25 protein-coding genes are annotated in these 23342 nt (G+C 69.8%); 15 read left to right on the top strand and 10 right to left on the bottom strand.

The window, feature by feature from the left end; translation table 11 throughout:
* Positions 1-43: 43 nt before the first annotated feature.
* Together AAHF99_RS13280 and AAHF99_RS13275 are read left to right on the top strand one after the other, a co-directional pair.
* Positions 44-394: a DUF952 domain-containing protein gene (locus tag AAHF99_RS13280; RefSeq protein ID WP_342164829.1), complete on the top strand. Its 351-nt coding sequence runs from the start codon at positions 44-46 to the stop codon at positions 392-394.
* Positions 391-1464 (top strand): quinone-dependent dihydroorotate dehydrogenase, encoded by a 1074-nt coding sequence (locus tag AAHF99_RS13275; protein ID WP_342164828.1) that lies wholly within the window; start codon positions 391-393, stop codon positions 1462-1464. Before AAHF99_RS13280 ends, AAHF99_RS13275 begins: the two co-directional genes overlap by 4 nt.
* Here AAHF99_RS13275 and AAHF99_RS13270 read toward each other — a convergent pair.
* Positions 1461-2354, bottom strand: coding sequence for an HpcH/HpaI aldolase/citrate lyase family protein (locus tag AAHF99_RS13270; protein ID WP_342164827.1), 894 nt, complete (start codon positions 2352-2354; stop codon positions 1461-1463). The two genes, AAHF99_RS13275 and AAHF99_RS13270, sit on opposite strands and share 4 nt — an antisense overlap.
* Positions 2355-2610: 256 nt before the next feature.
* On the opposite strand from AAHF99_RS13270, the gene AAHF99_RS13265 reads away from it, so the two are divergent.
* Entirely contained in the window at positions 2611-2928 is a 318-nt protein-coding gene (locus AAHF99_RS13265) for a hypothetical protein (protein ID WP_342164826.1), read from the top strand.
* Between the two features lie 7 nt (positions 2929-2935).
* Here AAHF99_RS13265 and AAHF99_RS13260 read toward each other — a convergent pair whose 3' ends face one another.
* Both AAHF99_RS13260 and AAHF99_RS13255 read right to left on the bottom strand, forming a co-directional pair.
* Entirely contained in the window at positions 2936-4201 is a 1266-nt protein-coding gene (locus AAHF99_RS13260) for an MATE family efflux transporter (RefSeq protein ID WP_342165010.1), read from the bottom strand.
* A 150-nt stretch (positions 4202-4351) separates the two neighbouring features.
* Positions 4352-4681: a DUF6460 domain-containing protein gene (locus tag AAHF99_RS13255; RefSeq protein ID WP_342164825.1), complete on the bottom strand. Its 330-nt coding sequence runs from the start codon at positions 4679-4681 to the stop codon at positions 4352-4354.
* 198 nt (positions 4682-4879) lie between these two features.
* On the opposite strand from AAHF99_RS13255, the gene AAHF99_RS13250 reads away from it, so the two are divergent.
* Genes AAHF99_RS13250 through pdeM form a run of 3 tightly spaced genes read left to right on the top strand, consistent with a single transcriptional unit; the run spans position 4880 to position 9161 of the window.
* Positions 4880-5836, top strand: coding sequence for an alpha/beta hydrolase (locus AAHF99_RS13250; protein WP_243954005.1), 957 nt, complete (start codon positions 4880-4882; stop codon positions 5834-5836).
* A complete protein-coding gene (locus AAHF99_RS13245; protein ID WP_412759882.1) occupies positions 5752-8394 on the top strand; it encodes a ligase-associated DNA damage response DEXH box helicase in 2643 nt (880 codons plus the stop codon). Before AAHF99_RS13250 ends, AAHF99_RS13245 begins: the two co-directional genes overlap by 85 nt.
* A 53-nt stretch (positions 8395-8447) precedes the next feature.
* The gene (pdeM, locus tag AAHF99_RS13240; protein WP_342165008.1) at positions 8448-9161 is read left to right on the top strand and encodes a ligase-associated DNA damage response endonuclease PdeM; all 714 of its coding nucleotides are present in this window, start codon (positions 8448-8450) and stop codon (positions 9159-9161) included.
* 12 nt (positions 9162-9173) lie between these two features.
* Here the strand turns inward: pdeM and AAHF99_RS13235 are convergent, their stop codons facing one another.
* A complete protein-coding gene (locus AAHF99_RS13235; protein ID WP_342164824.1) occupies positions 9174-10109 on the bottom strand; it encodes a magnesium transporter CorA family protein in 936 nt (311 codons plus the stop codon).
* A gap of 205 nt (positions 10110-10314) precedes the next feature.
* Between AAHF99_RS13235 and groES the strand changes: the two genes are divergently transcribed.
* The 4 genes from groES to AAHF99_RS13215 all read left to right on the top strand — a co-directional run bounded on the left by groES (position 10315) and on the right by AAHF99_RS13215 (position 12985).
* Positions 10315-10605 carry a co-chaperone GroES gene (groES, locus tag AAHF99_RS13230; RefSeq protein ID WP_238249590.1) on the top strand — a complete coding sequence of 97 codons (291 nt, stop codon included), beginning with the start codon at positions 10315-10317 and terminating at the stop codon, positions 10603-10605.
* Between the two features lie 84 nt (positions 10606-10689).
* On the top strand, positions 10690-12333 hold the full coding sequence (gene groL / locus AAHF99_RS13225) for a chaperonin GroEL (protein ID WP_243954003.1): 1644 nt from the start codon (positions 10690-10692) through the stop codon (positions 12331-12333).
* A gap of 116 nt (positions 12334-12449) precedes the next feature.
* A complete protein-coding gene (locus AAHF99_RS13220; protein WP_342165007.1) occupies positions 12450-12692 on the top strand; it encodes a type II toxin-antitoxin system ParD family antitoxin in 243 nt (80 codons plus the stop codon).
* The gene (locus tag AAHF99_RS13215; RefSeq protein ID WP_342164822.1) at positions 12689-12985 is read left to right on the top strand and encodes a type II toxin-antitoxin system RelE/ParE family toxin; all 297 of its coding nucleotides are present in this window, start codon (positions 12689-12691) and stop codon (positions 12983-12985) included. The genes AAHF99_RS13220 and AAHF99_RS13215 overlap by 4 nt, the downstream gene beginning before the upstream one ends.
* A gap of 14 nt (positions 12986-12999) precedes the next feature.
* On the opposite strand, the gene AAHF99_RS13210 is transcribed toward AAHF99_RS13215, so the two are convergent.
* Positions 13000-14319 carry an HlyC/CorC family transporter gene (locus AAHF99_RS13210; protein ID WP_342164821.1) on the bottom strand — a complete coding sequence of 440 codons (1320 nt, stop codon included), beginning with the start codon at positions 14317-14319 and terminating at the stop codon, positions 13000-13002.
* An 80-nt stretch (positions 14320-14399) separates the two neighbouring features.
* Positions 14400-15902 (bottom strand): hypothetical protein, encoded by a 1503-nt coding sequence (locus tag AAHF99_RS13205; RefSeq protein WP_342164819.1) that lies wholly within the window; start codon positions 15900-15902, stop codon positions 14400-14402.
* A 169-nt stretch (positions 15903-16071) separates the two neighbouring features.
* Here AAHF99_RS13205 and AAHF99_RS13200 point away from each other — a divergent pair, with 169 nt between their 5' ends.
* The 5 genes from AAHF99_RS13200 to AAHF99_RS13180 all read left to right on the top strand — a co-directional run bounded on the left by AAHF99_RS13200 (position 16072) and on the right by AAHF99_RS13180 (position 20858).
* A complete protein-coding gene (locus tag AAHF99_RS13200; RefSeq protein ID WP_342164817.1) occupies positions 16072-16470 on the top strand; it encodes a DUF3775 domain-containing protein in 399 nt (132 codons plus the stop codon).
* Positions 16471-16483: 13 nt separating this feature from the next.
* Positions 16484-17737 (top strand): App1 family protein, encoded by a 1254-nt coding sequence (locus AAHF99_RS13195; protein WP_342164816.1) that lies wholly within the window; start codon positions 16484-16486, stop codon positions 17735-17737.
* A 212-nt stretch (positions 17738-17949) separates the two neighbouring features.
* On the top strand, positions 17950-18207 hold the full coding sequence (locus tag AAHF99_RS13190) for a hypothetical protein (RefSeq protein ID WP_243953998.1): 258 nt from the start codon (positions 17950-17952) through the stop codon (positions 18205-18207).
* A gap of 47 nt (positions 18208-18254) precedes the next feature.
* A complete protein-coding gene (locus AAHF99_RS13185; protein ID WP_342164815.1) occupies positions 18255-20450 on the top strand; it encodes a primosomal protein N' in 2196 nt (731 codons plus the stop codon).
* Positions 20451-20495: 45 nt separating this feature from the next.
* On the top strand, positions 20496-20858 hold the full coding sequence (locus AAHF99_RS13180) for a SpoIIAA family protein (protein ID WP_342164814.1): 363 nt from the start codon (positions 20496-20498) through the stop codon (positions 20856-20858).
* Between the two features lie 6 nt (positions 20859-20864).
* On the opposite strand, the gene AAHF99_RS13175 is transcribed toward AAHF99_RS13180, so the two are convergent.
* The 4 genes from AAHF99_RS13175 to trxA all read right to left on the bottom strand — a co-directional run bounded on the left by AAHF99_RS13175 (position 20865) and on the right by trxA (position 23319).
* The gene (locus AAHF99_RS13175; RefSeq protein ID WP_342164813.1) at positions 20865-21254 is read right to left on the bottom strand and encodes a hypothetical protein; all 390 of its coding nucleotides are present in this window, start codon (positions 21252-21254) and stop codon (positions 20865-20867) included.
* Between the two features lie 203 nt (positions 21255-21457).
* The gene (locus tag AAHF99_RS13170) at positions 21458-21664 is read right to left on the bottom strand and encodes a Trm112 family protein (RefSeq protein WP_243953994.1); all 207 of its coding nucleotides are present in this window, start codon (positions 21662-21664) and stop codon (positions 21458-21460) included.
* Between the two features lie 14 nt (positions 21665-21678).
* Positions 21679-22344, bottom strand: coding sequence for an LON peptidase substrate-binding domain-containing protein (locus AAHF99_RS13165; protein ID WP_342164811.1), 666 nt, complete (start codon positions 22342-22344; stop codon positions 21679-21681).
* Between the two features lie 72 nt (positions 22345-22416).
* Positions 22417-23319 (bottom strand): thioredoxin, encoded by a 903-nt coding sequence (trxA, locus tag AAHF99_RS13160; protein WP_243953992.1) that lies wholly within the window; start codon positions 23317-23319, stop codon positions 22417-22419.
* Between the last annotated feature and the right edge of the window lie 23 nt (positions 23320-23342).

The raw sequence follows: 23342 nt of genomic DNA, 5'->3' as shown, positions 1-23342 counted from the left end.
CGAACGGGGCTGGCCCTATCCGACGCCCACGAGGGACCTGACCATGCCGCTCATCTACAAGATCTGTCCGCGCGCCCTGTGGCGGGACGCCGAGCGGCTGGGCCGCTTCACCGGCGCGCCGGTGGATGTCGCGGACGGGTTCATCCATTTCTCTACCGCCGCGCAGGTGGCCGAGACCGCCGCCCGCCACTTCGCCGGGCAGGACGACCTCCTCCTCGTCGCGGTCGAGGGCGACCGGCTGGGCGAGGCCCTGCGCTACGAAGCCTCGCGCGGCGGCGACCTGTTCCCGCATCTCTACGGCGACCTGCCGCTGTCGGCGGTGGTCTCGGTCGAGGAGATGCCCCTCGGCCAGAATGGGCGCCACAGCTTCCCGGAGGGGATCCCCCCGCAATGATCGACGCGGCCTTCCCCCTGGTGCGGCCCCTGCTGCACCGCCTCGACGCCGAGCGCGCCCACGACCTGACGATTCGCGCCCTCGCGGCGCTGCCGGCCGGCTCGCCCGCGCCCGACGATCCCTGCCTTGCGGTCGATGTCCTCGGCCGGCGCTTCCCGAACCCGGTCGGCCTCGCGGCCGGTTTCGACAAGGGCGCGCGGGTGCCGGATGCCCTGCTCGGGCTCGGTTTCGGGTTCGTGGAGGTTGGCGGCGTCGTGCCCCGGCCGCAGCCGGGCAATCCCAAGCCCCGTGTCTTCCGGCTGCCCGCCGACCGGGCGGTGATCAACCGCTTCGGCCTCAACAGCGAGGGGCTGGACGTGGTCGCCGCGCGGCTGAAGGCGCGGGCCGGGCGACCCGGTCTCGTCGGGGTCAACATCGGGGCGAACAAGGACTCGACCGACCGCCTCACCGACTACGCCGCCTGCACGGCGGCGTTGGTGCCGCATGTCGCCTTCGTCACCGTGAACGTGTCCTCGCCGAACACGCCGGGCCTGCGCGATTTGCAGGGGGAAGCCTTCCTCGACGAGCTTCTGGCCCGCGTCGTCGCGGCCCGCGACGCGGCGGGCGCCGAGGCGGCGATCCTGCTGAAGATCGCCCCGGACATGGCCCTCGACGCCCTCGACGCCGTCTGCGCCACCGCCCTGCGGCGGGGTGTTCAGACGCTCGTCGTCTCGAACACCACCGTGGACCGGCCCACGAGCCTGCGCGAGGGCGCGCTCGCCCGTGAGACCGGCGGTCTGTCCGGCCGTCCGCTCTTCGTCCCGGCGACGCGGATGCTGGCGCAGGCGTGGCAGCGAGTCGGGCACGCGATCCCCCTTGTAGGCGTCGGCGGGGTCGATTCGGCCGAGACCGCCTGGACGAAGATCCGCGCCGGGGCGAGCCTCGTGCAGCTCTATTCCGCCCTGGTCTACGAAGGGCCGGGTCTGGTCGGGCGGATCAAGCGCGGCCTCGCGGAACGGGTCCGCGCCGAGGGCGGCACGTCGGTCGCGGCCTTCGTCGGCCGCGACGCGCGGGCTCTGGCGGAGGCCTAGAACCCCTTGGCCTGGATCGCCTCGGCCCAGTTCACGGCGCGGCGGTTCATGGCGAGGTGCTGGCGCTCGTAGAGCCGGCCTTCGAGCTTGATGACGCCGCGCTTGGCGTATTCCGGCTTCTCGAAGGCCTCGATCACCATCTTGGCCCGGCGCACCTCCTCCTCCGTGGGGGCGAAGGAGGTGTTGGCGGGCTCCAACTGGCTCGGGTGGATCAGCGTCTTGCCGTCGAAGCCGAGGTCGCGCGCCTGACGGCACTCGTCGCGGCAGCCCTCCACGTCCGAGATGTCGTTGAACACGCCGTCGAGGATAGTCAGGCCCTCCGAGCGGGCGGCGGCCAGGACGGTCATCATCCATGGCATGAATGGCGCGCGGCCGGGCACGATCTTGGCCCAGGTGTCCTTCGAAAGGTCGTTGGTGCCGAGAACGAAGCAGGCGAGCCGGTTGCGGTGGTCGCGCCGGGCCTTGGCGATGTCGTGAATGTTGAGGATCGAGGCCGGCGTCTCGATCATCGCCCAGATGCGGATATCCTCCGGCGCATCGAGGGATTCGAGCCGGTCGGCGATGTTCTCCAGCACGGCGGGAGACGACACCTTCGGCATCAGGATCGCGTCGGGCTTGGCCTCGATGGCGGCATGCAGGTCCGCCTCGCCCCAGGGCGTCTGCGGCGCGTTGACGCGGATGATCAACTCGCGCTCACCGTAGCCGCCGTTCTTCACCGCCGCGCAGACCTGCTCGCGCGCCGTCTCCTTCTCGTCGGGGCCGACCGCATCCTCCAGATCGAGGATGATGGAATCGCAGGGGAGCGACTTGGCCTTCTCCAGCGCCCGCTGATTCGAGCCCGGCATGTAGAGCACGCTGCGGCGCAGGCGGAGATCGGTCAGCGTGGCCATCGGCACCATCCTTCCCTCGCGGCCCTCCGGCCACGGCTGTTCATCGGTCGACCCTTCGCCCGGCCGGTGGCCCGTTCCGGTGTGGTCGCGTTGCGCCGCACACTAAACGACGGCGGCGCGCAGGGCATCGGTGTTTTGCATCGGCGATTGAGGGCCCGGACGGTTTGACACCCGCCCGAGAACAGACGACGGCCGTGCTTTCGTCACTGTCGGCAATTCTAAGCCCGCCGAACGCACTGCAATTTTGGACTTATTGATGAGACGGACTTTTCTGATGCTGGCGCTGGCCGGTATCCTGGCGACGCCTCAGGCCGCTTCGGCGCAGAGCCGCACGACCATCGGCGTCGGCTCCGGCGCCGTGGCGGGCGCCCTCGTCGGCGGCCCCATCGGCGCCGTGGCGGGGGCCGTGATCGGTGGCGTCATCGGCAACTCGTCGGAGCGCGGCGGCCGCCGCCATGTCCGCCGCAGCCGTCGCGTGGTCTCCGCGCGCCGGGCGCCGCAGCGCCGGGCCGAGGCGTCGATCCCCCGCCCGGCAACGGTCGCGACGGCCACCACGTGGAAGGATCCGCGCTGAGCCTAGCTCAGGCGAAGGTGCGCCGCAGGAGGCCGGGATAGGCGATCCGCTGGCCGATGCCCCGCGCGGCGAGGAACACGATGAGGGCGACCCAGAACCCCGTGTTCCCGAGGCCCAGGGCCTGAACCAGCGCGACGGTGATGGTGAAGACAACTAAGGCGATGAGCATGAGGTTGCGCATCGCCCGGGTCCATGTCGCGCCGATGAAGATGCCGTCGTAGGCGAAGGCCGAGGCCGCCGCGACGGGGGCGAACCCGGCCAGGGGCAGGTAGCTCCGCGCCGCCTCGCGGACGGGACCGTTCGTCGTCACGAAATCGATGAAGGCGCCCCCGCCGGTCAGCGCCAGCAGGCTCACCGCGAGTCCGAACCCGAGGCACCAGCGCAGGCTGAGCGAGGCGGCGGTACGAAAGGAGGCCGCGTCGCGTGCGCCGACCGATTGCCCGCACAGGGTCTCGGCGGCGGTAGCGAAGCCGTCGAGGAAGAATCCGCCGATCAGCACGAGATTCCACAGGACGGCATTCGCCGCGAGGATCACGTCGCCCTGCCGTGCCCCGAGCGCCGAGAAGGTAACGATGGCCGCGATGATCGCGAGCGTCCGCAGGATGACGTCGATGTTCACGGCCAGCGTCCGCTTCAGCGCCGCCGCGTCGCGGATTTCCGCCAGCGGCACCCGGAACGGTCGCGAGCCTAGCCGCGAGACCACGAACAGCCCGAGCACCAGCCCGGCGGCCTCGGCGCCAAGCGCCGCCAGGCCCGCCCCCGCGATGCCGAGATCGGCCACGAGCACCAGGGCGAGGGTGAGCGCGATGTTGATGAGGTTGATCGCGACCTGCAGCACGAGGCCGAGGTCGGTCCGCCCCCGGCCGAGCACCGAGCCGAGCAGGGCGTAGTTCGCCAGCACGAAGGGCGCCGAGAGGATGCGGATGTGGAAGTAGGCCGACAGGGCCGCGACCACCGCCGGGCTCGCGCCGCTCACCGCGAAGGCCGCCTGCCCGAGGGGCCATTGCAGCAGCGCGATGGCGAGGCCCGCGAGCGCGCCGGCCGCGAGGGCGCGGGCGAGGGTGCGGTCCACCTCTGACCGGTCCCCCGCGCCGACCGCCTGGGCGGTGAGCCCCGCCGTCGCCATGCGCAGCGAGCCGAAGGACCAGAAGATCGCATCGAAGATGACGGCGCCCAGCGAGATGGCGCCGAGCAGGGCCGCGTCTCCGAGCCGGCCGATCACCGCCGCGCCGACGAAGCCGAGCAGCGGCGTCGTCACGTTGGCGAGCGTCATCGGCAGCGCGAGACGCAGCACGCGGGCATGATTGATGGGGATGGCGGCGGAGGCGGTCACGGCAGGACCCGCTGAACGGACGGTTTCAAAGCCGTCCCGCCGCGATGGTGGGGGCGTCCGTGCGCCAGCGCACGCGACGCCGGGCTTTTCCTAGCGCGAGACGGCGAACAGCCGGGCGACGAGCCAGAGCGGTACCACGACGAGGGCGCCGGCCACGACCCAGCCGGTCAGGTCGTGCAATTGGCTCGCGGCGAGATGGACGAGGTCCTGGATCGAATCGACCGCGCGCCAGAACAGCAGCCCCGGCGTGACGCCGAGCATCGACATGAAGGCGCCGACGAGGATCGACAGGAACAGCAGGCGCAGGAACACGCCTGCGGGCGATCCGCCGAGGAACCGGCGCAGGGTCGAGGGTTGCCCCGTCGGGTAGGCGGAATGGGGCGGCGCGCCGGTCTGGTGTCGATCGTGGTTGAGAAGCATCGTTCGTCTCGCTCGAGCGCCCTAACTTCGTCCCGGAACCGGGCATAACCGTGGCCGGCGCACCACACCGGCGCGAAAGCCGGTGACATCCGCGACAGTGGCGGATTTCGCCGCCCCGCCCCAGATGGCAAGCATGGCGACTCACGCCAAGATGGCCGGGATGCCGCCCGAGCCCCGCCGGCCGACAGAGACGAGAGAATGATCGACCACGCCCTGTTCGACCCGGCGACGATCGATCCCGAGACGAAACGGCTGAATGCCGAGATCGTCGCGGCCCATGCCGCGCAGCCGGACCCCTGGACGCTGCCGATCGCGGAGGTGCGCGCCCGCCGCCGGGCCGGCACCCAGGCCTCCCCGGCCATGCCGCGCAGCGCGCGGGCCGAATGGCTGACCATCGATGGGCCGGACGGCCCGCTGCGCGTTCGCTGCATCCGGCCGAAGCCGGGGGCGAAGGTGCGCGGTGCCTATCTGCACATTCATCGCGGCGGCTGGATCTGGGGTTCGGCCGACGAGCAGGACCCGTGGCTGGAGCGGGTCGCCGACACCTGCGGGTTCGTCACGCTCTCGGTGGAATACCGGCTCGCCCCTGAACACCCCTACCCGGCCGCCCTCCTCGATTGCGAGGCAGCGGCGCTCTGGCTCGTCGGCAAGGGCCGGGCCGAGTTCGGCGTCTCGGCGCTCACCATCGGTGGTGAATCGGTGGGCGCCCACCTCGCCGTGATGGTGATGCTGCGCCTGCGCGACAAGCACGGGCTCGGCCGCGCCTTCCGCGGGGCGAACCTCAATGCCGGCTTCTTCGATCTCGGCCTCACCCCCTCGGTGCGGAACTGGGGGTCGGAACGCCTCGTGGTGAACACCGAAGACCTGACCCGCTTCGCGGACGGCTACGTGCGCGAGGGGATCGACCGGCGCCGGCCGGACGTCTCGCCGATCTACGCCGACCTCAAGGGCCTGCCGCCGGCCCTGTTCACGGTCGGCACCTGCGATCCGCTGATCGACGACACGCTCTACATGTCCGCGCGCTGGGCGGCGGCGGGCAATGGCGGGCACACGGCGATCTATCCGGGGGGATGCCACATCTTCGTGCGCCATCCCGGCGCGATGAGCGAGCGCGCCCTCGAACTGATCGACCGTTTCCTCATGGCCCTCGCCTGAGCGGCGCGGCGGACGATCTCCCCCCAGCCTTCCGATCGTGGTTCGCCGCGCGGGGCTGGGAGCCCCGCAGCCATCAGCTCGATCTGCTGCGCCTCGCGCGGGCGGGGCGTTCCGCGCTCCTCGTGGCGCCGACCGGCGCGGGCAAGACGCTGGCCGGCTTCCTGCCGAGCCTCGTCGCGCTCTCCGAGCGCGGCGGCGGCAAGGCGAAGAAGCCTGCCCTGCACACGCTCTACGTCTCGCCGCTGAAGGCGCTGGCCGTCGACATCGCCCGCAACCTCGACGCGCCGATCGAGGGGATGGATCTCCCCGTCCGCGTCGAGACCCGCACGGGCGACACCCCGTCCCACAAACGCGCCCGGCAGGTCAGCCGCCCGCCCGACATCCTGCTCACGACGCCGGAGCAATTGTCGCTGCTGATCGCCCATCGCGAGGCCGCCGACCTGTTCGCCGGCCTGCGCTGCGTGATCCTCGACGAGCTGCACGCGCTCGTCACCTCGAAGCGGGGCGACCTCCTCTCCCTGGCGATGGCGCGGCTGCACACGCTGAGCCCCGGCCTCGTCTCGATCGGCCTCTCCGCCACGGTGCGCGAGCCGGACGAGTTGCGGCGCTATCTCGTGCCGCAGACGGTTCCGCGTCTCCCTCCCCCCTCTGCGGGGGAGGGTACCCCGCGCAGCGGGGGGGGAGGGAACGCCTCGGCTCTGGCCGACCTCGTGGTGGTGGCGGGCGGGGCCCGCGCCGACCTGCGGATGCTCGACCTCGGCCGCCCGCTGCCGATCTCCGGCCACACCGCCTGGCACTCGATGGAGGCGATCTACGACCTCATCAAGGAGCACCGCACGACCCTCGTCTTCGTCAACACGAGGCTCCAGGCCGAGTACACCTTCCAGGAACTGTGGCGGCTCAACGAGGACACGCTGCCCATCGCGATCCACCACGGCTCCCTCGATGCCGCCCAGCGGCGGCGGGTGGAGGCGGCGATGGCCTCGGGGGGCCTGCGGGCCATCGTCTGCACCGCGACCCTCGATCTCGGCATCGACTGGGGCGACGTCGATCTCGTCGTGAATGTCGGCGCGCCGAAGGGGGCGAGCCGGATCATGCAGCGGATCGGCCGGGCCAACCACCGGATGGACGAGCCGTCCAAGGCCTATCTCGTCCCCGGCAACCGCTTCGAGATGCTGGAATGTCAGGCGGCGCTGGATGCCGTCGAGGAGGCGGCGCAGGACACGCCCGACGCCCGGGAAGGCGCCCTCGACGTGCTGGCTCAGCACGTCCTCGGCATGGCCTGCGCCGACGCCTTCGACCCGAGCGCCCTCTACGACGAGATCGTCTCGGCGTCGCCCTATGCCGGCCTGACCTGGGAGCGGTTCGAGCAGGTTATCGACTACGTGGCGACCGGTGGCTACGCGCTGCGGGCCTACGAGCGCTTCGCCAAGATCCTGCGCGGGCCGGACGGGCTGTGGCGGGTGCGCGACGCCCGCACGGCGCAAAACTACCGGATGAATGTCGGCACCATCGTCGAGGCGGCGCGGGTGAAGGTGCGCCTGGGCCGGAGCCTGCGCGGCAAGCCCGGCACGGTGCTGCCGAAGACCGGCCGCGTGCTCGGCGAGATCGAGGACGAGTTCGCGGATACGCTCACCGTGGGCGATACCTTCCTGTTCGCGGGCGAGACCCTGCGCTTCGAAGGGCTGGCCGAGGACGAGGCCCTCGTGACCCGCGCCCCGCCGGGGACCGACCCGGCGATCCCCTCCTATGCCGGGTCCAAGTTCCCCCTCTCGACCTTCCTGGCCGCGCGGGTGCGGGCGATCATCGCCGACCCGTTCGAATGGGACCGGCTGCCGACCTCCATCGGCGATTACCTCGTGCAGCAGCGCCGCCGCTCGGTTCTGCCGGGGGAGCGCGACCTGCTCGTCGAGACCTTCCCGCGCGGCAAGCGCCATTACCTCACGGCCTTCCCCTTCGAGGGTCGGCTCGCCCACCAGACGCTCGGCATGCTGCTCACCCGGCGCCTCGAACGGGCGGGGCTCCGGCCGCTTGGCTTCGCGGCGAACGATTACGGCATCGCCATCTGGATGACGCGGGACATCTCCGAGCGGGCTGCGTTCGATCCCGACTTCATCGGCGAGCTGTTCGGCGAGGACATGCTCGGCGACGACCTCGAAGCGTGGCTCGATGAATCGGCCATGATGAAGCGCACTTTCCGGCAATGCGCCGTGATCGCCGGGCTGATCGAGCGCCACCACCCCGGCCAGAAGAGGACCGGTCGGCAGGTCACGATCTCGACGGACCTGATCTTCGACGTGCTGCGCAAGCACGAGCCCGACCACCTGCTGCTCGCCGCCGCGCGGCAGGATGCGGCAACCGGACTCCTCGACGTCAGGCGGCTCGGCGTGATGCTAGAGCGTATCCAGGGGCGAATCATCCATCGCGCCCTCGACCGGGTGTCGCCGCTGTCCGTCTCCGTGATGCTGGAGATCGGCCGCGAGCGGGTCTACGGCGAGGGAGCGGACGAGATTCTGGCCGAGGCGGAGGCGGAGCTTCTTCAGGAGGCCCTGGCTTGAGCCGAGGCCCGCACGACGGTTCGCCCTCCCCCGACGCGATAGAGGATGCCCTGGTGGCGGCCGGACTCCGACTCGAGAAGACCCAGAAGCACCCGACGATCACCGTTGCGGGCGAAGTGCTCACCCTCGATCTCTGCGGCGGGATCTGGCTCGAAGCCCACCGCACGCTGATCGTCTCCGACCTCCACCTCGAGAAGGGCTCCGCCTTCGCCGCCCGGTCGGGCCAGTTCCTGCCGCCCTACGACACCCGCGAGACCCTGGCCTGCCTGCACGAGGCCATCGTCCGCCACGACCCCGCCCGCGTCGTCGCGCTGGGCGATTCCTTCCACGATGCGCGCGGCCCCGAGCGCATGGAGCCCGGCGACCGGGCGATGGTCGCCGCCCTGCAGGAGGGGCGCGACTGGGTCTGGATCGCCGGCAACCACGACGCGGCAGTGCAGGAGGGCGTCGGCGGGCGCTACGCCGAGGCGCTGACCCTCGGCAACCTCGTGCTGCGCCACGAGCCCGGCGAGGCCCCCTCTTCCGGTGAGATTGCCGGCCACCTTCATCCCTGCGGGAAGGTGGCGGCCCGCGGCCGGGCCGTGCGCCGCCGCTGCTTCGTCACCGATGGCCAGCGCCTCGTCATGCCGGCGCTCGGCGCCTTCGCCGGCGGCCTGAACGTGCGGGATAAGGCCTTCGACGCCGCCTTCCCGAAGGGCTTCACGGCCTATCTCCTCGGCGACGGCCGCGTCTTCGCCATCGGCCGGGCACAGCTGGCGCGGGATTGACGACCGTGCCGCTCAGAACCAGCCTCTGATGCGGAAGTAGATGATCGGCATCACGGCGCTCAGGAAGATCAGGCCCAGGGCGTAGGGATAGCCGTAGGCCCAATCGAGTTCCGGCATGTTCTTGAAGTTCATGCCGTAGATCGAGGCGATCAGCGTCGGCGGCACGCCCACCACCGAGACGACGGTGAGCACCCGGAAGACGTTGTTCTGCTCGATGTTGATGAGCCCCAGGGCCGCGTCGAGCAGGAACTGAACGTTCTCCGCGAGCCGCGTCTCGAACTCGTCCAGCGATTCGATGTCCCGGCGAATCGTCTCGAACCGCCCGTCGTCGTTGAGTTCGAGCCCGTCGCAGGCGCTCGACACGAAGGGTAGGATGCGCTCCAGCCCGAGCAGGCTCGCCCGCACCTTGCCGAGCACTTTCCCCCGGCGGCTGATCGCCCGCAGGATGCGCCGCAGGGCGATGTCGCGGCGGCGGGGCGGCGGCTCTTCCATCCGCCGGGCGGAGGGGCCGCGCACGTCGAAGTCGAAGATGCGGCTCGACAGCGAGTCGAGATCGGCGGCCATCTCCTCCAGCGCGTCGGCGAGGCTGTCGACCAGCTCCTCCAGCAAGACGATGAAGGTCTCGGCCGGATCCCCCGCCTCCTCCTCCGACAGGCGCTGGGCCGCGTGGCCGTAGGCGCGCAGATCGTGGAAGCGGACGGTGACGAGGTGATCCTTCGTCAGCAGGAAGCCGAGGGGCTTCAACTGCGAATCCGCCTGCTCGAAGGTGATCATCGGCGTCGAGAGGGAAAGCCCGCCCTTCAGCCGGCGCAGGCGGCTCGACGTCTCCACCTCGGAGAGCGCGGCGCGCGTGGGGATGCGCAGCCCGGTCTCCTTCTCCACCGCCGCGACCTCCTCGGCCGATGGATCGAACAGGTCGATCCAGACCGCCCCGTGTTTCTTCAGCATGTCGGGTGGCGATCCTGGCAGGCACGGGCCGCGACGCGGCCCGGAAAGGTGCGACCATCTTGACTCGATGACGCGCGATGGCTATTTCGCCACCACGTTGGCACTCGTCAAACGAGAGTGCTAACAAGGGTGCTAACTATGGGGTCGAGGCGACCCGCCGGGCCGCATCAACGCCATCTCCAGACCTGAAGCAAGAGGGCAGCTCATGAAGTTCCGTCCGCTGCACGACCGTGTGGTCGTCCGCCGTATCGAGAGCGAAGAGAGGACGAAGGGCGGGATCATCATCCCCGATTCCGCCAAGGAGAAGCCGCAAGAGGGCGAGATCATCGCCGTCGGGCCGGGCGCCCGCGACGAGAACGGCCGGGTGAACCCCCTCGACGTCAAGGCCGGCGACCGCGTCCTGTTCGGCAAGTGGTCGGGCACCGAGGTCAAGATCGACGGCGAAGACCTCCTCATCATGAAGGAGTCGGACATCATGGGCGTGGTCAACCTCTGACCCCCATCCGACCCAGACAGCTTTGAAGCCCCTTTGAGGCCGAACCCGGCCTCGGGGCATCCTCGAACCGAAAGAGCTTAGGACATGGCAGCGAAAGACGTTCGTTTCTCCGCCGACGCCCGCGACAAGATGCTTCGCGGCGTCGACATCCTCGCGGACGCCGTCAAGGTGACGCTCGGCCCCAAGGGCCGCAACGTCGTGATCGAGAAGAGCTTCGGCGCCCCGCGCATCACCAAGGACGGTGTGACGGTCGCCAAGGAGATCGAGCTCGCCGACCGCTTCGAGAACATGGGCGCCCAGATGGTGCGCGAAGTGGCCTCGAAGACCAACGACATCGCCGGTGACGGCACCACCACCGCGACCGTGCTGGCCCAGGCCATCGTTCGCGAGGGCGCCAAGTACGTGGCCGCCGGCATCAACCCGATGGACCTGAAGCGCGGCATCGACCTCGCTACCGCCGCCGCGGTGAAGGACATCATCGCCCGCGCCAAGAAGGTCTCGACCTCCGACGAGGTCGCTCAGGTCGGCACGATCTCCGCCAACGGCGACAAGGAGATCGGCGAGATGATCGCCCACGCCATGCAGAAGGTGGGCAACGAGGGCGTCATCACCGTCGAGGAGGCCAAGACCGCCGAGACCGAGCTGGACGTCGTCGAGGGCATGCAGTTCGACCGCGGTTACCTCTCCCCGTACTTCATCACGAACGCGGAGAAGATGGTCGCCGAGCTCGAGGACCCCTACATCCTCATCCACGAGAAGAAGCTCTCGTCGCTCCAGGCCATGCTGCCGGTGCTCGAGGCCGTGGTGCAGACCGGCAAGCCGCTCGTCATCATCGCCGAGGACATCGAGGGTGAGGCGCTCGCCACGCTTGTCGTGAACAAGCTGCGCGGCGGCCTCAAGGTCGCGGCCGTGAAGGCTCCGGGCTTCGGTGATCGCCGCAAGGCGATGCTCGAGGACATCGCGATCCTGACCAAGGGCCAGATGATCGCCGAAGACCTCGGCATCAAGCTGGAGAACGTGACGCTCCCGATGCTCGGCCGCGCCAAGCGCGTCCGCATCGAGAAGGAGAACACCACGATCATCGACGGCGTCGGCGAGAAGTCCGAGATCGAGGGTCGCATCAGCCAGATCAAGGCGCAGATCGAGGAGACCACCTCGGACTACGACCGTGAGAAGCTGCAGGAGCGTCTGGCCAAGCTCGCGGGCGGCGTCGCGGTGATCCGCGTCGGCGGCGCGACCGAGGTCGAGGTGAAGGAGAAGAAGGACCGCGTCGACGACGCGCTCAACGCCACCCGCGCTGCGGTGGAAGAGGGCATCGTCCCCGGCGGCGGCACCGCGCTGCTCCGCGCCAAGAAGGCGGTCGCCGAGCTGAAGTCCGACATCCCGGACGTCCAGGCCGGCATCAAGATCGTCCTGAAGGCCCTTGAGGCCCCGATCCGCCAGATCGCCCAGAACGCGGGCGTCGAGGGCTCGATCGTGGTCGGTAAGATCACCGACAAGACGGACTCCGAGACCTTCGGCTTCAACGCCCAGACCGAAGAGTACGTCGACATGATCCAGGCCGGTATCGTGGACCCGGCCAAGGTCGTCCGCACCGCCCTTCAGGACGCCGCCTCGGTGGCCGGCCTGCTGGTGACGACGGAGGCCATGGTGGCCGACGCCCCGAAGAAGGACGGCGGCGCCCCCGCGATGCCGGGCGGCGGCGGCATGGGCGGCATGGACTTCTAAGTCCACGCCACCTGATGAAACGGGAAGGGGGTCGCCGCGAGGCGGCCCCTTTTCTTTTGGGCGTCGCGAGGGCACAGTAACCAGGAATTGGTAACATGCTCGCTCCCGAGGAGCCCGTGGGACGCAATACCTCCATCGCCCTCAACGACCATTTCTCGCGCTTCATCGAGCGGCAGGTCGAGGGCGGACGCTACGGTTCGGCCAGTGATGTCGTCCGGGCCGGGCTGCGCCTTCTCGAAGAGCATGAAGCCAAACTGGAGGGCGTGCGTGCCGCGCTCATCGAAGGCGAGAACAGCGGTCCCGCTGAGCCGTTCGACGTCGAAGAGTTCCTGCTGAGCAAGCGCACCCAACGGCCGTGAGTTCGGGCTACACGATCACGCCACGGGCACGCGGTGATCTCGACGAAATCTGGCGCTATACGGCACGCCATTGGGATGCCGACCAAGCCGAGAGGTACCTACGGCGAGTCGCCACCGCCTTCGGCGATATCGCGAGCGGTCACCGACCTGGGCGAAACGCCGATGATATCCGGCCGGGTTATTGGACCCTCGTAGTGGGCTCTCACACCGTCTACTACCGACGGCAAGACGACGGACGTATCCAGATCGTGCGCGTGCTTCACGGGCGCATGGACCCGAGGCGCCATCTCTGACGAGGTGTTGGCCCTCACACCGTGTCGCGATGCTCCAAGGCCAAGGTCGGCGGCTGGACCACGCCCGACAACGGGGTGATCTTCAGCGTCGTGATCCGGTTCTTCGCCTTCCGCAGCACCTGGAAGCGGAAGCCGTGGAAGTTGAACGCGGTGCCCTGGTCCGGGATGGTGCGCGCCTCATGGATCACGAGGCCGGCGATGGTGGTGGCTTCGTCGTCGGGCAGGTGCCAGTCCATCGCGCGGTTGAGGTCGCGAATCGGCACGCCGCCATCGACGTTCACCGACCCGTCTACCTGAAGGCGCACGCCCGAGACCGTCACGTCGTGCTCGTCCGCGATGTCACCGACGATCTCCTCCAGGATGTCCTCGAGGGTCACGAGGCCCATCACCTCCCCGTATTCGTCCACGACGAGGGCGAAGTGCGTTTTCTTGGATAGGAACGCCTTGAGCTGCGCCCGCAGGGTGGTGGTGCCGGGCACGAACCATGTCTCCAGGGCCAGTTCCTCGACCTTGAGGCCGGAGGCGTCGCCCCCCGCCGCGTCGAGAGCGCGGAGCAGATCCTTGGCGTGGAGCACGCCGACGATGTTCTCCGGCGTGCCGCGCCATAGGGGCATGCGCGTGTAGGGCGAGGCCAGCACTGCGCGGACGATATCCTGCGAGGTCATGTCGGCGTCGATGGCGCGCATCTTGGTGCGGTGGACCATCACATCGGACACGGAGAGGTTCGACAGGTCTAGAAGGCCGCCGAGCATGTCGCGCTCGGCCCGCTCGACACCGCCTTCCCGGTGCAGGAGCGCCACCTGCCCCCGGATCTCCTCGGCGGCGGTGAGGATCGACTGGTGCTCCCCGATGGTCACGCCGAACGGCTTCAGCATCAGGCGTACCACCTGCTCGATGGCCAGCGCGGGCGGCCCCATCAGCGCGACGGCGAAGGCGACCGGCCGGGCGATCAGCAGGGCGATCTTGTCGGGGTTGGAGATGGCCAGCGTCTTCGGCAGCACCTCCGCGAAGACGATGACGAGCACCGACATGCCGATGGTCGCGTAGATGACGCCGCTCTTGCCGAACACGGCGGTGAGCACGCTCGTCGTGAAGGCCGACGCCCCGATGGCGACGATGTTGTAGCCGATGAGCATCGCGCCGATGAACCGCTCGCGGATCGCGAGGATGCGGTTGACGATGCTGGCGCGGGGGTCTCCGCTCTGTTCCAGGGCGTGCATGCGCGCCCGCGAGGCGGCGGTGAAGGCGGTCTCGGCACCCGCGAAGAAGGCGGAGAGGACGAGCGAGATCGCCACGATGCTCGCGGCGAACCAGAGGTCTGTTTCGGTGCCCATCTGTCAGATCTGACGCACCGCCGCCCGGTGCCCGGAGGAGCCATATAACGCCCCCGTGAGCGGCGTGCATGCCCCTCCCGTCAGGGCGTGCCCGTCCGGCGCACGGTCCAGGTCGCCCAGAAGGCCGGCCGGCCGTAGACGCGCGAGCCCTCGTAGCCCCCGGCGCCGGGGGAGAGGCGGTCGACCCAGGTCAGAAGGCCCGACTTGCCGGCATAGGTCGTCGGCAAGTCGAGGTTGCCGTAGGCGTCGGTCATCCAGAAATGGCCGGTGCGGTCGAAGCGCCCCGCCCCGTTCCCGCCGGAGCGCAGGCCAAGATACGTCGGCGAGCGCCCGGCCTCGACCGGGTCCGCGTAGAGCGTCAGGGCGCCGATCCCCGCCGGATCGAGATCGGCCGTGTATTGCAGGCAGATGTCGGCCAGCGGACCGCCGGGGGCGTTCGCCGGGCGGTTGCAGGTGTAGGACACCGCCCAACGGGTCGCGCCCTTGGCACGGGCCACCCGCACGAGGCTGTTCGGCGGCAGGGCCGCGCCGAGACTCCGCGCGGCCGACCACACCCTGTCGGCGGCGAGGTCGGTGGAGGTGCGCAGGTACAGGCCCATGCGCCGCTGCTCGGGCGGCAGGCCGCAATCCTCGGGCAGCACGTCCGTGTAGAAATAGTGATACGTGCGGTCCACGATGCTGATCGAGCCGGCGAGGCCCTGCGTCGCGAAGGGCGGCGCCGGGCAGGCGGACATCAGCGGCTTGCCGGCCTCGTCCAGCACCGCCACGGGCGTCGGGGCGTCGGAGGCGCGATGCCGCTTCTTCCGCTCCTGCGTGAAGGGCTCCCAGGCGAGCTTGCCGTCCTCGTCGCGGGTGCGGATCTCGAAGCTCGCGAAGTCGAGGGTGCGGGCCTCGATCTGGATCCGCCTGAAGGCGGCGGGCGCCGCCGGCTCGGATGCCTCCCGCCTGCGGCGGCCCCGTCTGCGCCGGGGCTGGTCCTCCGGCGCCTCGGCGTCGGTGGCGGTGGATTCCTGGCCGAGCAGGAAGACGTAGGAATACTCCTCGCCGGCCCAATCTCGGCCCGCGATGGCGATGGGATCGCGCGGGCCGATGCCTTCCTGCGTCGGCGCCTCGCCCTTCCGCCGCCGTTCCTCCGGCAAGGCGACGCCGAAGCGCGATTGCGAGGGCGGCAGGATGGTCGCCAGCTGTTCCGGGCTGCGGCCGGTATGGAGCGCGCCGCCGTCGCGCGTGTCCGTGGCCTTCCGCTCGGGACAATCCTCGCCCCGGCGCGTCTTGGCCAGCGGGCTCTCGCCCTGGAACACCGCCGTCACGCCGGTCTTCGGCAGCCGAAGGAGCTGGATACCCCGCGCGAAGGCGCAGGGAGACGGCGCCGCCAGGACGCCCTCCGCCTCGCTGCCGTCGCGGCAGATTTCGAGGGCGCCGCCAGCGGTGAGGAAGCAGGTCGGCGCGCTGCCGTCGTAGCTCGGCCGCGCCTCGGCGGATGACGCCAGCCCCCACGAAAGGCCGGCGCTCGCGAGGATGGCCGCCCAGATGGGAGGCCTCGCGGTACGTGTCACGGATCGGGCGGGGAGGTCGTTCGTCATCGGCGAACTGCAAGCCCGAAAGGCACCGCTTCGTTCCGCCCGACGCCGTGGACCACGCAGTCTCCCGCTTTAGCGCGCACGAGGCAGCGAACCGCCGCGCGCCTCGCCCGTTGTCGCGGCTCAAGGGGCGCGAATGCCCTGCTGTTTCATGCGTTCTCAGGAGACATCGATGGACCTCGCCCCCGACACCGTCGCCGACCTCGTCATCCGGCTCCGCGCGATCGAGGTGAAGGAAGGCCCGACCGATCCGGATTCCGGCTCGAACCCCATCGATGACGGCGCCACCGACGTGCTCACCTCGGGCACCGACGATGCCACCGAATCCGAAGTGCGCGGCATGATCGCCGGCATGGACGACGATTCCCGCGCCGAGCTTCTGGCGCTCCTCTACATCGGCCGTGGCGACATGGAGCCGGAGGAGTGGGACGCCGCCGTGAAGTTCGCCCGTGAGCGCGAGGCGGCCGGCGAAGGCGCGGTGAAGGAACTGCTGGGTTCGCCCGATGCCGGCGACCTGCTCGAGGAAGGGCTCGACGCCCTCGGCCTCACCCCCGATCTCCCGCAAGCCTGAGGCCCCTCGAGGCATGTCGACACGAGCCGGCCGGGCCGCGCGGAAGGCGCTGCGCGTCATCGCCCGCCCGGTGCGGCGGGCGCAGGGACGCGGCGGCCTCGTGGTCGAACCCTATCGTGGCTACGGCTCGGCCGAAGAGATCTTCCTGATCGGCCGGGTCTTTCGCCAATCGCCGAACAGGCCCGGAGAGGATCCCGATTCCCTGCGGGCCCAATGGCGCGACGTACGCCGCCGCATCTCCCGGCGCATCGTCGCGGATGCCTCGATCCTCGTCCGGTTCGGCGGGGCCGAAACGCGGGTCGCGACGGACAGCGACGGCTATTTCCGGGTGCATCTGCGCCCGCAATCCCTGCCGGCAGTCGAGGGCCCCTGGCACGAGGTGCAACTCACCCTGGAGGCCGATCCGCCGATCCCCACGAAGGGCGAGGTCTACATCCCGCCCGCCGGATGCGGCTACGTCGTCGTCAGCGACATCGACGACACGGTGATGCGCACGGGCGTCGCCAACAAGCTGAAGATGCTCTGGCGGCTGTTCGTGGAGGATGCGGAGAGCCGCGTCGCCTTCCCCGGCGTGACGTCGCTCTACCGGGCGCTCCATGCCGGCCCGAGCGGGGGCGAGGGCAACCCGATGCTCTACGTCTCGCGGGCGCCCTGGGGTCTCTACGAGATGCTGACGGAGTTCTTCCAGCGCCACGGCATCCCGGCGGGGCCGGTGCTGTTCCTGCGGGAATGGGGTCTCTCGTGGACCCATCCGCTCCCGCGCAAGGCCGAGGATCACAAGCAGGCGCTGATCCGCCACATGCTCGATCTCTACCATGACCGGCCCTTCGTGCTGATCGGCGACAGTGGGCAGCACGACCCGGAAGTCTACGCGCAGATCGTGGCCGACAATCCCGGACGGGTGAAGGCGGTCTACATCCGCAACGTCTCGCGGGATGCCGCTCGCACGGAGGAGGTGGTGCGCCTCGCGGGCGCCGTGGCCGCGACCGGGTCGAGCCTCGTGCTCGCCGCCGACAGCATCGCCATCGCCCGCCACGCTGCCGGGCTCGGGCTGATCGCGCCGGAGGCGGTCGCGGCCGTCGCAGACGAGCATGCCGGCAGTGATGCGCCCCCGCCCCGTGAGGAGACGGTGCGCCTCGTCCCGAATTCCGGCGAGGACGGCGATGCCCTTACGCCGCAGGTCATCGCCGCCTTCTCGGACGCGGACAGCGTGCCCACGACGGTCGTCGTCTCGCCCCCGGAGACGCCACCGCTCACGCGAGTGTGACGGCACGATCCGGGTCGCTCAGGTGTCATAACGCTCGTGCGCAGCACGTCGGGAGATGGTCTCAATACGGTGGGCCACCTCCCGAACCGGAACACATGACGGTGCCCCGGCGTCTTGTTGCATTGCAGTAATTCGGAGAATGCACTTCTCCTGCTGGCCGGGGTTCCTAGGTTCGCCCCTCCCGAGCTGCTCGTTTGAGTTGGAGCCGCCGCATGCAAACCTACACCCTCGCCATCGCCGACGGCGTCCTGTTCGCCTGTCTTCCCGATGGAGGCGACATCGGCGCCGCCATCACGGACGCGACCGCCATGAGCTACGGCGCGGGCCTCGCGCTCGATATCGTGCGCGGCACCGTGCTCACCGACGCCGCCGGACCCGGCGACGAGATCGTCTGGCGGGAGAGTTCCGACAGCGAGTTGCTCGACGAGGAGGGACGGCGCTACCGCTACGCCGTGCGCCGCCACTCGTAAATTTCCCTTCGGCGACGAGGGCGGGCAGGAGCCAATTCCCGTCCGCTATGGTACAAAGGCAGAACATGCCGACCGTCGCCGAAATCCAGATCCCCCTCGCGATCGATACGCCCTACAGCTACGTCGTCCCGCATGGCCTGACCGTGACGGCCGGCGACGTGGTGCAGGTTCCCCTCGGCCCGCGCGAGACGGTCGGGGTGGTGTGGAACGTCGCCGAGAGCGTCGGCGGCTCGAACCTGCGGCCCGTCACCGGCATCCTCGACGTTCCCCGCCTTGGCGGCACCCTGCGCGGTCTGGTGGACTGGATCGCCCGCTACACCCTCGCTCCCCGGGGCTCGGCGCTGGCGATGGTGCTGCGCCTGCCCGACGAGGCGGCCGGTGCGGAGATCGCCCGCGTCGCGGTGCGCAGTTCCGGCAAGCCGCCGTCCCGGCCGACGCCTGCGCGCGCAAAGGTGCTCGCCATTGCCGCCGACGGGGAGTTGCGCGGCAAGAGCGCCCTGGCCAAGGAGGCCGGCGTCTCGCTGTCGGTGGTGGACGGGCTCATCGATGACGGGGCGCTCGAAGCGCTCGCCATCGCGCCGGAGCCGGTGGCGCCCGAGCCCGACCCGGACCACCCCCGTGTCCCCCTCTCCGAGGCACAGGCCGAGGCGGTGGCATCGCTCGACGCGATCATCGCCGCAAGTGCCGAGGCCGGCACGGCGAAGCCGGTCCTGCTCGAAGGCGTCACCGGTTCGGGCAAGACGGAAGTCTATTTCGAGGCGGTGGCGAGTTGCGTCCGGGCGGGGCGGCAGGCCCTGATCCTGATGCCGGAAATCGCCCTCACCGCGCAGTTCCTCGACCGGTTCGCGGAGCGGTTCGGCGTCCGCCCGGCCGCTTGGCATTCCGGCATCGGCGGACGGCGCCGGGAGCGGTTGCGCGTCGCCGTCGCCTCGGGCGAGGCGAAGGTCGTGGTCGGCGCCCGCTCGGCCCTGTTCCTGCCCTTCGCGCAACTCGGCCTGATCGTGGTCGATGAGGAGCACGAGACCGCCTACAAGCAGGAGGACGGCGTCCATTATCACGCCCGCGACATGGCGGTGGTGCGGGGGCGGCTCGAAGGCTGCCCGGTGGTGCTTGCCTCGGCGACGCCCTCCATCGAGAGCCGGGTGAACGCGGCGCGGGGGCGCTACGACCACCTCGTCCTGCCCGAGCGGTTCGGCGGACGGCGCCTGCCCGACATCGCCGCCATCGACATGCGGCGCGATGCACCGGCCAAGGGCAGCTTCATCAGCCCGCCCCTCATCAACGCGGTGAAGCATACGCTGGAGCGTGGCGAGCAGGCGCTGCTGTTCCTGAACCGGCGAGGCTACGCGCCGCTCACCCTGTGCCGGGCCTGCGGCCACCGCTACCAATGCAAGAACTGCTCGACCTGGCTCGTGGAGCACCGCTTCCGCCGGGCGCTGGTGTGCCACCAATGCGGCTACACCGAGCGGCGGCCGGAGGCCTGCACGAATTGTGGTGCCTTCGACCACCTGACCCCCTGCGGCCCCGGCGTCGAGCGCATCGCCGAAGAGGCCGCCGGGCTGTTCCCGGACAAGCGCATCATCGTGCTGTCGAGCGACTTTCCCGGCGGCGCCGAGCGGCTGCGCCAGGAACTCGAAGCGGTGGCGGCGGGGGAATGCGACCTCGTGATCGGCACGCAGCTCGTCGCCAAGGGGCACAACTTCCCCGGCCTGACGCTGGTCGGCGTGCTGGATGCCGATATCGGCCTCACCTCCGGCGACCCGCGTGCCGCCGAGCGGACCTTCCAGTTGCTGCAACAGGTGACGGGCCGGGCCGGGCGCGGCGAAAAGCCGGGGCGGGCGCTCGTGCAAACCTATCAGCCGGAGCATCCGGTGATCGCGGCGCTGCTGTCGGGCGATGCGGAGCGGTTCTACGCGGAAGAGATCGCCGCCCGCGAGGCGGCGGGCCTGCCGCCCTTCGGCCGGCTCGCGGCGCTGATCGTTTCCGCCACGGACAAGGCGGTGGCCGAGGCCTACGGGCAGGCGCTGGCCCGCGAGGCGGACCCGCCGGGCGGCGTGATGGTGCTCGGACCGGCCGAGGCGCCGCTGGCGCTGATCCGGGGGCGCCACCGCTTCCGGCTGCTCGTGAAGACCGAGCGCAACGTCGACATGCAGGCCTACCTGCGGGAGTGGCTGGCCCGCGCCCCGAAGCCGCGCGGCAACCTCAAGGTCACGATCGATGTCGACCCGCAGAGCTTTTTGTAGGAGACAGGGCGCTTCGGCTGCGACGCCGTGGACGGAGAGCGATCAGTGCTTAGCTACACCAAGACGCCCGACTCGAACGTGGCCGAAATCGTGGTCGACGGGAAGATCTCCGACGAGGAGATGAACGCGGCCATCAACGCCATGAAGGCCGACCTGGACAAGGGCGAGCGCATCAAGCTCCTGGAAGACATCCGCAGCTTCAATGGCATGGAGCCGGCGGCCTTCTTCAAGGATCCGCGCTTCGGCATCGCGATGATGAAGGGCGTGAGCCACGTGGCCCTGGTCACGGACGCGCCCTGGCTGAAGATGATGGCCGAGACCTTCGCCTTCGTCTCGCCCTACAAGATCAAGGTGTTCGAGCGCGAACGGCTGGCCGAGGCGCGCTCCTGGCTTTCCGCCGCCGCCTGAGCGCGTCTACTCGGCCTGGGCGGTGCGCGTGTCGCCGCGCCGGGCCGTCCAGCGGCCGGAGCAGAGCGAGGACACGGCCCAGGTGCCGGACCCTTGCGTGCCGCTGAGCCGCCCGGTGCCGGTCCCGGACCCGCCGGCTCCGGCGACGGTGATGCCCACCGTGCCATCCGGCGAGACCCGACCGCTGACCCGCGCGCCGGTCGTCGTGGCGGGCCGCACCTCACCGTCGCGGATGGCGACGCTGTAGCTGTAGCGCGCGCTGCACAGCCCGCTGTCGGTCACGAGTTCCACCGCCCAGGTGCCGTTGTGCCGGTCGGGCGCGGCTGCGGCGGGCGCGGTGATGGCACCGGCGGTCAGGGCAGCGACGGCGAAGACGGTCGGAACGGTGAAGGTCATCCTGGGAACGGCTCTCTGCAAATACAGCGACGCCACGGCGCGGTTTCGCGTCCGGTCGTCAGCGTTGTTGCGGGATGAGTCGTTGTAAACCAAATTGCGCGGCATGAATATGGCCGCGCCCCAACAAATATGTATTATTTCGTAACCGAGCGAAAGCTCGGCAATACGGCCGAGCTTTCGCGACGTTCGTGGCGACGACGATTTTAGTCGTGCAGCGGCCGGGCTTCTTCCGGCAGCATGATCGGAATACCGTCGCGGATCGGGTAGGCGAGCTTGGCCGAACGGCTGATCAGCTCCTGCTTCGCGGAATCGTATTCCAGCGTGCCCTTGGTCAGCGGGCAGACGAGGATTTCGAGGAGCTTGGGATCGACGCGGGTCGCCTCGACGGGGGCAGTGAGGTCGTTGGCCATGACGGGGTGGAATCCTATTGCATCGTCGGCTCGGGGCCGGAGCCCCGCATGAGTTCCATCTGCGTGACCGCGATCAGGATCTCGGCGCGGGTCTTGAGGTCCGCCGCTTCGAGCATCGCCTGCTTCTCGCGGATCCCGAACGGGCTCATCATGCACAGCGCGTTCACGAGGGCCTCGTTGGGGGCCTCGTCGATCCCCGCCCAATCGACCTTCAGATCGTTCGATTCGACGAAGTCGCGCAGGGCCTTGAGGACGCCCGCCCGGTCGACCTGTTCCTCGCCCGCCCGCGCCTGGAAGTCCACCGCGAACTCGTCGTAGCTCACTTGGCACAGACGGTAGTGCTCGGCCGAGGCGACCTCGCTCTCCATGCGGAAGCGGCTGACGCCCGTGAGGGAGATCAGATAACGGCCGTCGCCGGTCTCGGCATATTGGGTGATGCGCCCGGCGCAGCCCACGCGGAACAGCTTGGGGTGGGCGGCGGCGGCGCCGTCCGGATCGGGCTGGATCATGCCGATCAGCCGGTCGCCGCGCAGGGCGTCGTCCACCATCTTGAGATAGCGCGGCTCGAAGATGTTGAGCGGCATCTGTCCCCTCGGCAGCAGCAAAGCGCCGGGCAAGGGGAAGACGGGAATGACGGCGGGGCAATCCGCCGGACGCTGTAAGCCGGAATGCGTGCTCATCGCACCTCCTCTGGCGCGATTTCCCGGCCCGGCTCCCGGACGCGCCTACTTCGTCCGGGATGGGCCGGCGCGTTACGAGAACAGCAGGGCCGAAAGCTTGCGCCGGCCACGGATCGTGTCGGGGTCCATGACCCCCCAGGCCTCGAAGAACTGAAGCAGCTGCTTGCGCGCCGCGTCGTCGTTCCAGGTCTTGTCGCGCTTGCGGATCTCGATCAGGTGATCGACCGCCTGCTCACGCTGGTTGCGCCCCGCGAGGCCCAGCGCGAGATCGTAGCGCGCCTGATGGTCGTCGGGGTTCGTGTCGATGGCCTTCTGCAGCCCGGCGAGATCGCCGAGCGAGGCGGCCTGCTCCGCGAGTTCGAGGGCGGCGCGGACACCGGCCAGGGCCGGGTCGTTCGCTTTCTCCTCCGGGACCATGGCCAGGACGCGCTTGGCGTTCTCGATCTCGCCCGCATCGAGCTGCAGCTTGGCGAAGCCGGCCAGGGCCGTGACGTTGTCGGGCTCCTGTTCGAGCACCGCCGCATAGATTTCCGACGCGCCCGCGAGGTCGCCGGCCTCCACCAGAGAGGCCGCCTCTTCCAGGGCCGCCTCGATCGGCGACGGGCCGCCGGGGCCGGCGAGCCGGTCGATCAATTCCTTGATCTGGCCCTCGGGCACGGCGCCCATGAAGCCGTCCACCGGGCGACCCTTGTCGAAGGCGATGACCGCCGGGATCGACTGGATGCCGAGCTGGCCCGCGATGGAGGGGTGCTCATCGATGTTCATCTTGGCGAGCACGACCTTGCCGGCCGCAGCCTGAACGACCTTCTCCAGGACGGGCGTCAGCTGCTTGCACGGCCCACACCACGGCGCCCAGAAATCCACGAGAACCGGGCGGTTCATGGATTCGGCGATGACGTCCTGCCGGAAGGAGGCCGTCGTGGTGTCCTTGATCAGGTCGGCGGAAGCGCCGCCGGCGCTGAGGTCGTTGAGCATCGATCTCGCTTCGGAACTTTTCT

This window comes from Methylobacterium litchii (assembly GCF_038442315.1).
GTDB classification, from domain to species: Bacteria; Pseudomonadota; Alphaproteobacteria; order Rhizobiales; family Beijerinckiaceae; genus Methylobacterium; species Methylobacterium litchii.
This window is presented reverse-complemented; position numbering and strand designations above follow the sequence as displayed.

What these genes read in the sequence shown, in the direction of transcription:
- AAHF99_RS13190 (WP_243953998.1), top strand. Translation starts at nt 17,950, where the DNA reads ATGCAAACCTACACCCTCGCCATCGCCGACGGCGTCCTGTTCGCCTGT.
- AAHF99_RS13270 (WP_342164827.1), bottom strand. Translation starts at nt 2,354, where the DNA reads ATGGCCACGCTGACCGATCTCCGCCTGCGCCGCAGCGTGCTCTACATG.
- AAHF99_RS13195 (WP_342164816.1), top strand. Translation starts at nt 16,484, where the DNA reads ATGTCGACACGAGCCGGCCGGGCCGCGCGGAAGGCGCTGCGCGTCATC.
- AAHF99_RS13235 (WP_342164824.1), bottom strand. Translation starts at nt 10,109, where the DNA reads ATGCTGAAGAAACACGGGGCGGTCTGGATCGACCTGTTCGATCCATCG.
- AAHF99_RS13185 (WP_342164815.1), top strand. Translation starts at nt 18,255, where the DNA reads ATGGTACAAAGGCAGAACATGCCGACCGTCGCCGAAATCCAGATCCCC.
- AAHF99_RS13260 (WP_342165010.1), bottom strand. Translation starts at nt 4,201, where the DNA reads ATGACGCTCGCCAACGTGACGACGCCGCTGCTCGGCTTCGTCGGCGCG.
- AAHF99_RS13165 (WP_342164811.1), bottom strand. Translation starts at nt 22,344, where the DNA reads ATGAGCACGCATTCCGGCTTACAGCGTCCGGCGGATTGCCCCGCCGTC.
- AAHF99_RS13275 (WP_342164828.1), top strand. Translation starts at nt 391, where the DNA reads ATGATCGACGCGGCCTTCCCCCTGGTGCGGCCCCTGCTGCACCGCCTC.
- AAHF99_RS13265 (WP_342164826.1), top strand. Translation starts at nt 2,611, where the DNA reads ATGAGACGGACTTTTCTGATGCTGGCGCTGGCCGGTATCCTGGCGACG.
- AAHF99_RS13200 (WP_342164817.1), top strand. Translation starts at nt 16,072, where the DNA reads ATGGACCTCGCCCCCGACACCGTCGCCGACCTCGTCATCCGGCTCCGC.
- AAHF99_RS13280 (WP_342164829.1), top strand. Translation starts at nt 44, where the DNA reads ATGCCGCTCATCTACAAGATCTGTCCGCGCGCCCTGTGGCGGGACGCC.
- trxA (WP_243953992.1), bottom strand. Translation starts at nt 23,319, where the DNA reads ATGCTCAACGACCTCAGCGCCGGCGGCGCTTCCGCCGACCTGATCAAG.
- groES (WP_238249590.1), top strand. Translation starts at nt 10,315, where the DNA reads ATGAAGTTCCGTCCGCTGCACGACCGTGTGGTCGTCCGCCGTATCGAG.
- AAHF99_RS13245 (WP_412759882.1), top strand. Translation starts at nt 5,752, where the DNA reads ATGCCACATCTTCGTGCGCCATCCCGGCGCGATGAGCGAGCGCGCCCT.
- AAHF99_RS13175 (WP_342164813.1), bottom strand. Translation starts at nt 21,254, where the DNA reads ATGACCTTCACCGTTCCGACCGTCTTCGCCGTCGCTGCCCTGACCGCC.
- AAHF99_RS13205 (WP_342164819.1), bottom strand. Translation starts at nt 15,902, where the DNA reads ATGACGAACGACCTCCCCGCCCGATCCGTGACACGTACCGCGAGGCCT.
- AAHF99_RS13255 (WP_342164825.1), bottom strand. Translation starts at nt 4,681, where the DNA reads ATGCTTCTCAACCACGATCGACACCAGACCGGCGCGCCGCCCCATTCC.
- AAHF99_RS13250 (WP_243954005.1), top strand. Translation starts at nt 4,880, where the DNA reads ATGATCGACCACGCCCTGTTCGACCCGGCGACGATCGATCCCGAGACG.
- groL (WP_243954003.1), top strand. Translation starts at nt 10,690, where the DNA reads ATGGCAGCGAAAGACGTTCGTTTCTCCGCCGACGCCCGCGACAAGATG.
- AAHF99_RS13210 (WP_342164821.1), bottom strand. Translation starts at nt 14,319, where the DNA reads ATGGGCACCGAAACAGACCTCTGGTTCGCCGCGAGCATCGTGGCGATC.
- AAHF99_RS13170 (WP_243953994.1), bottom strand. Translation starts at nt 21,664, where the DNA reads ATGGCCAACGACCTCACTGCCCCCGTCGAGGCGACCCGCGTCGATCCC.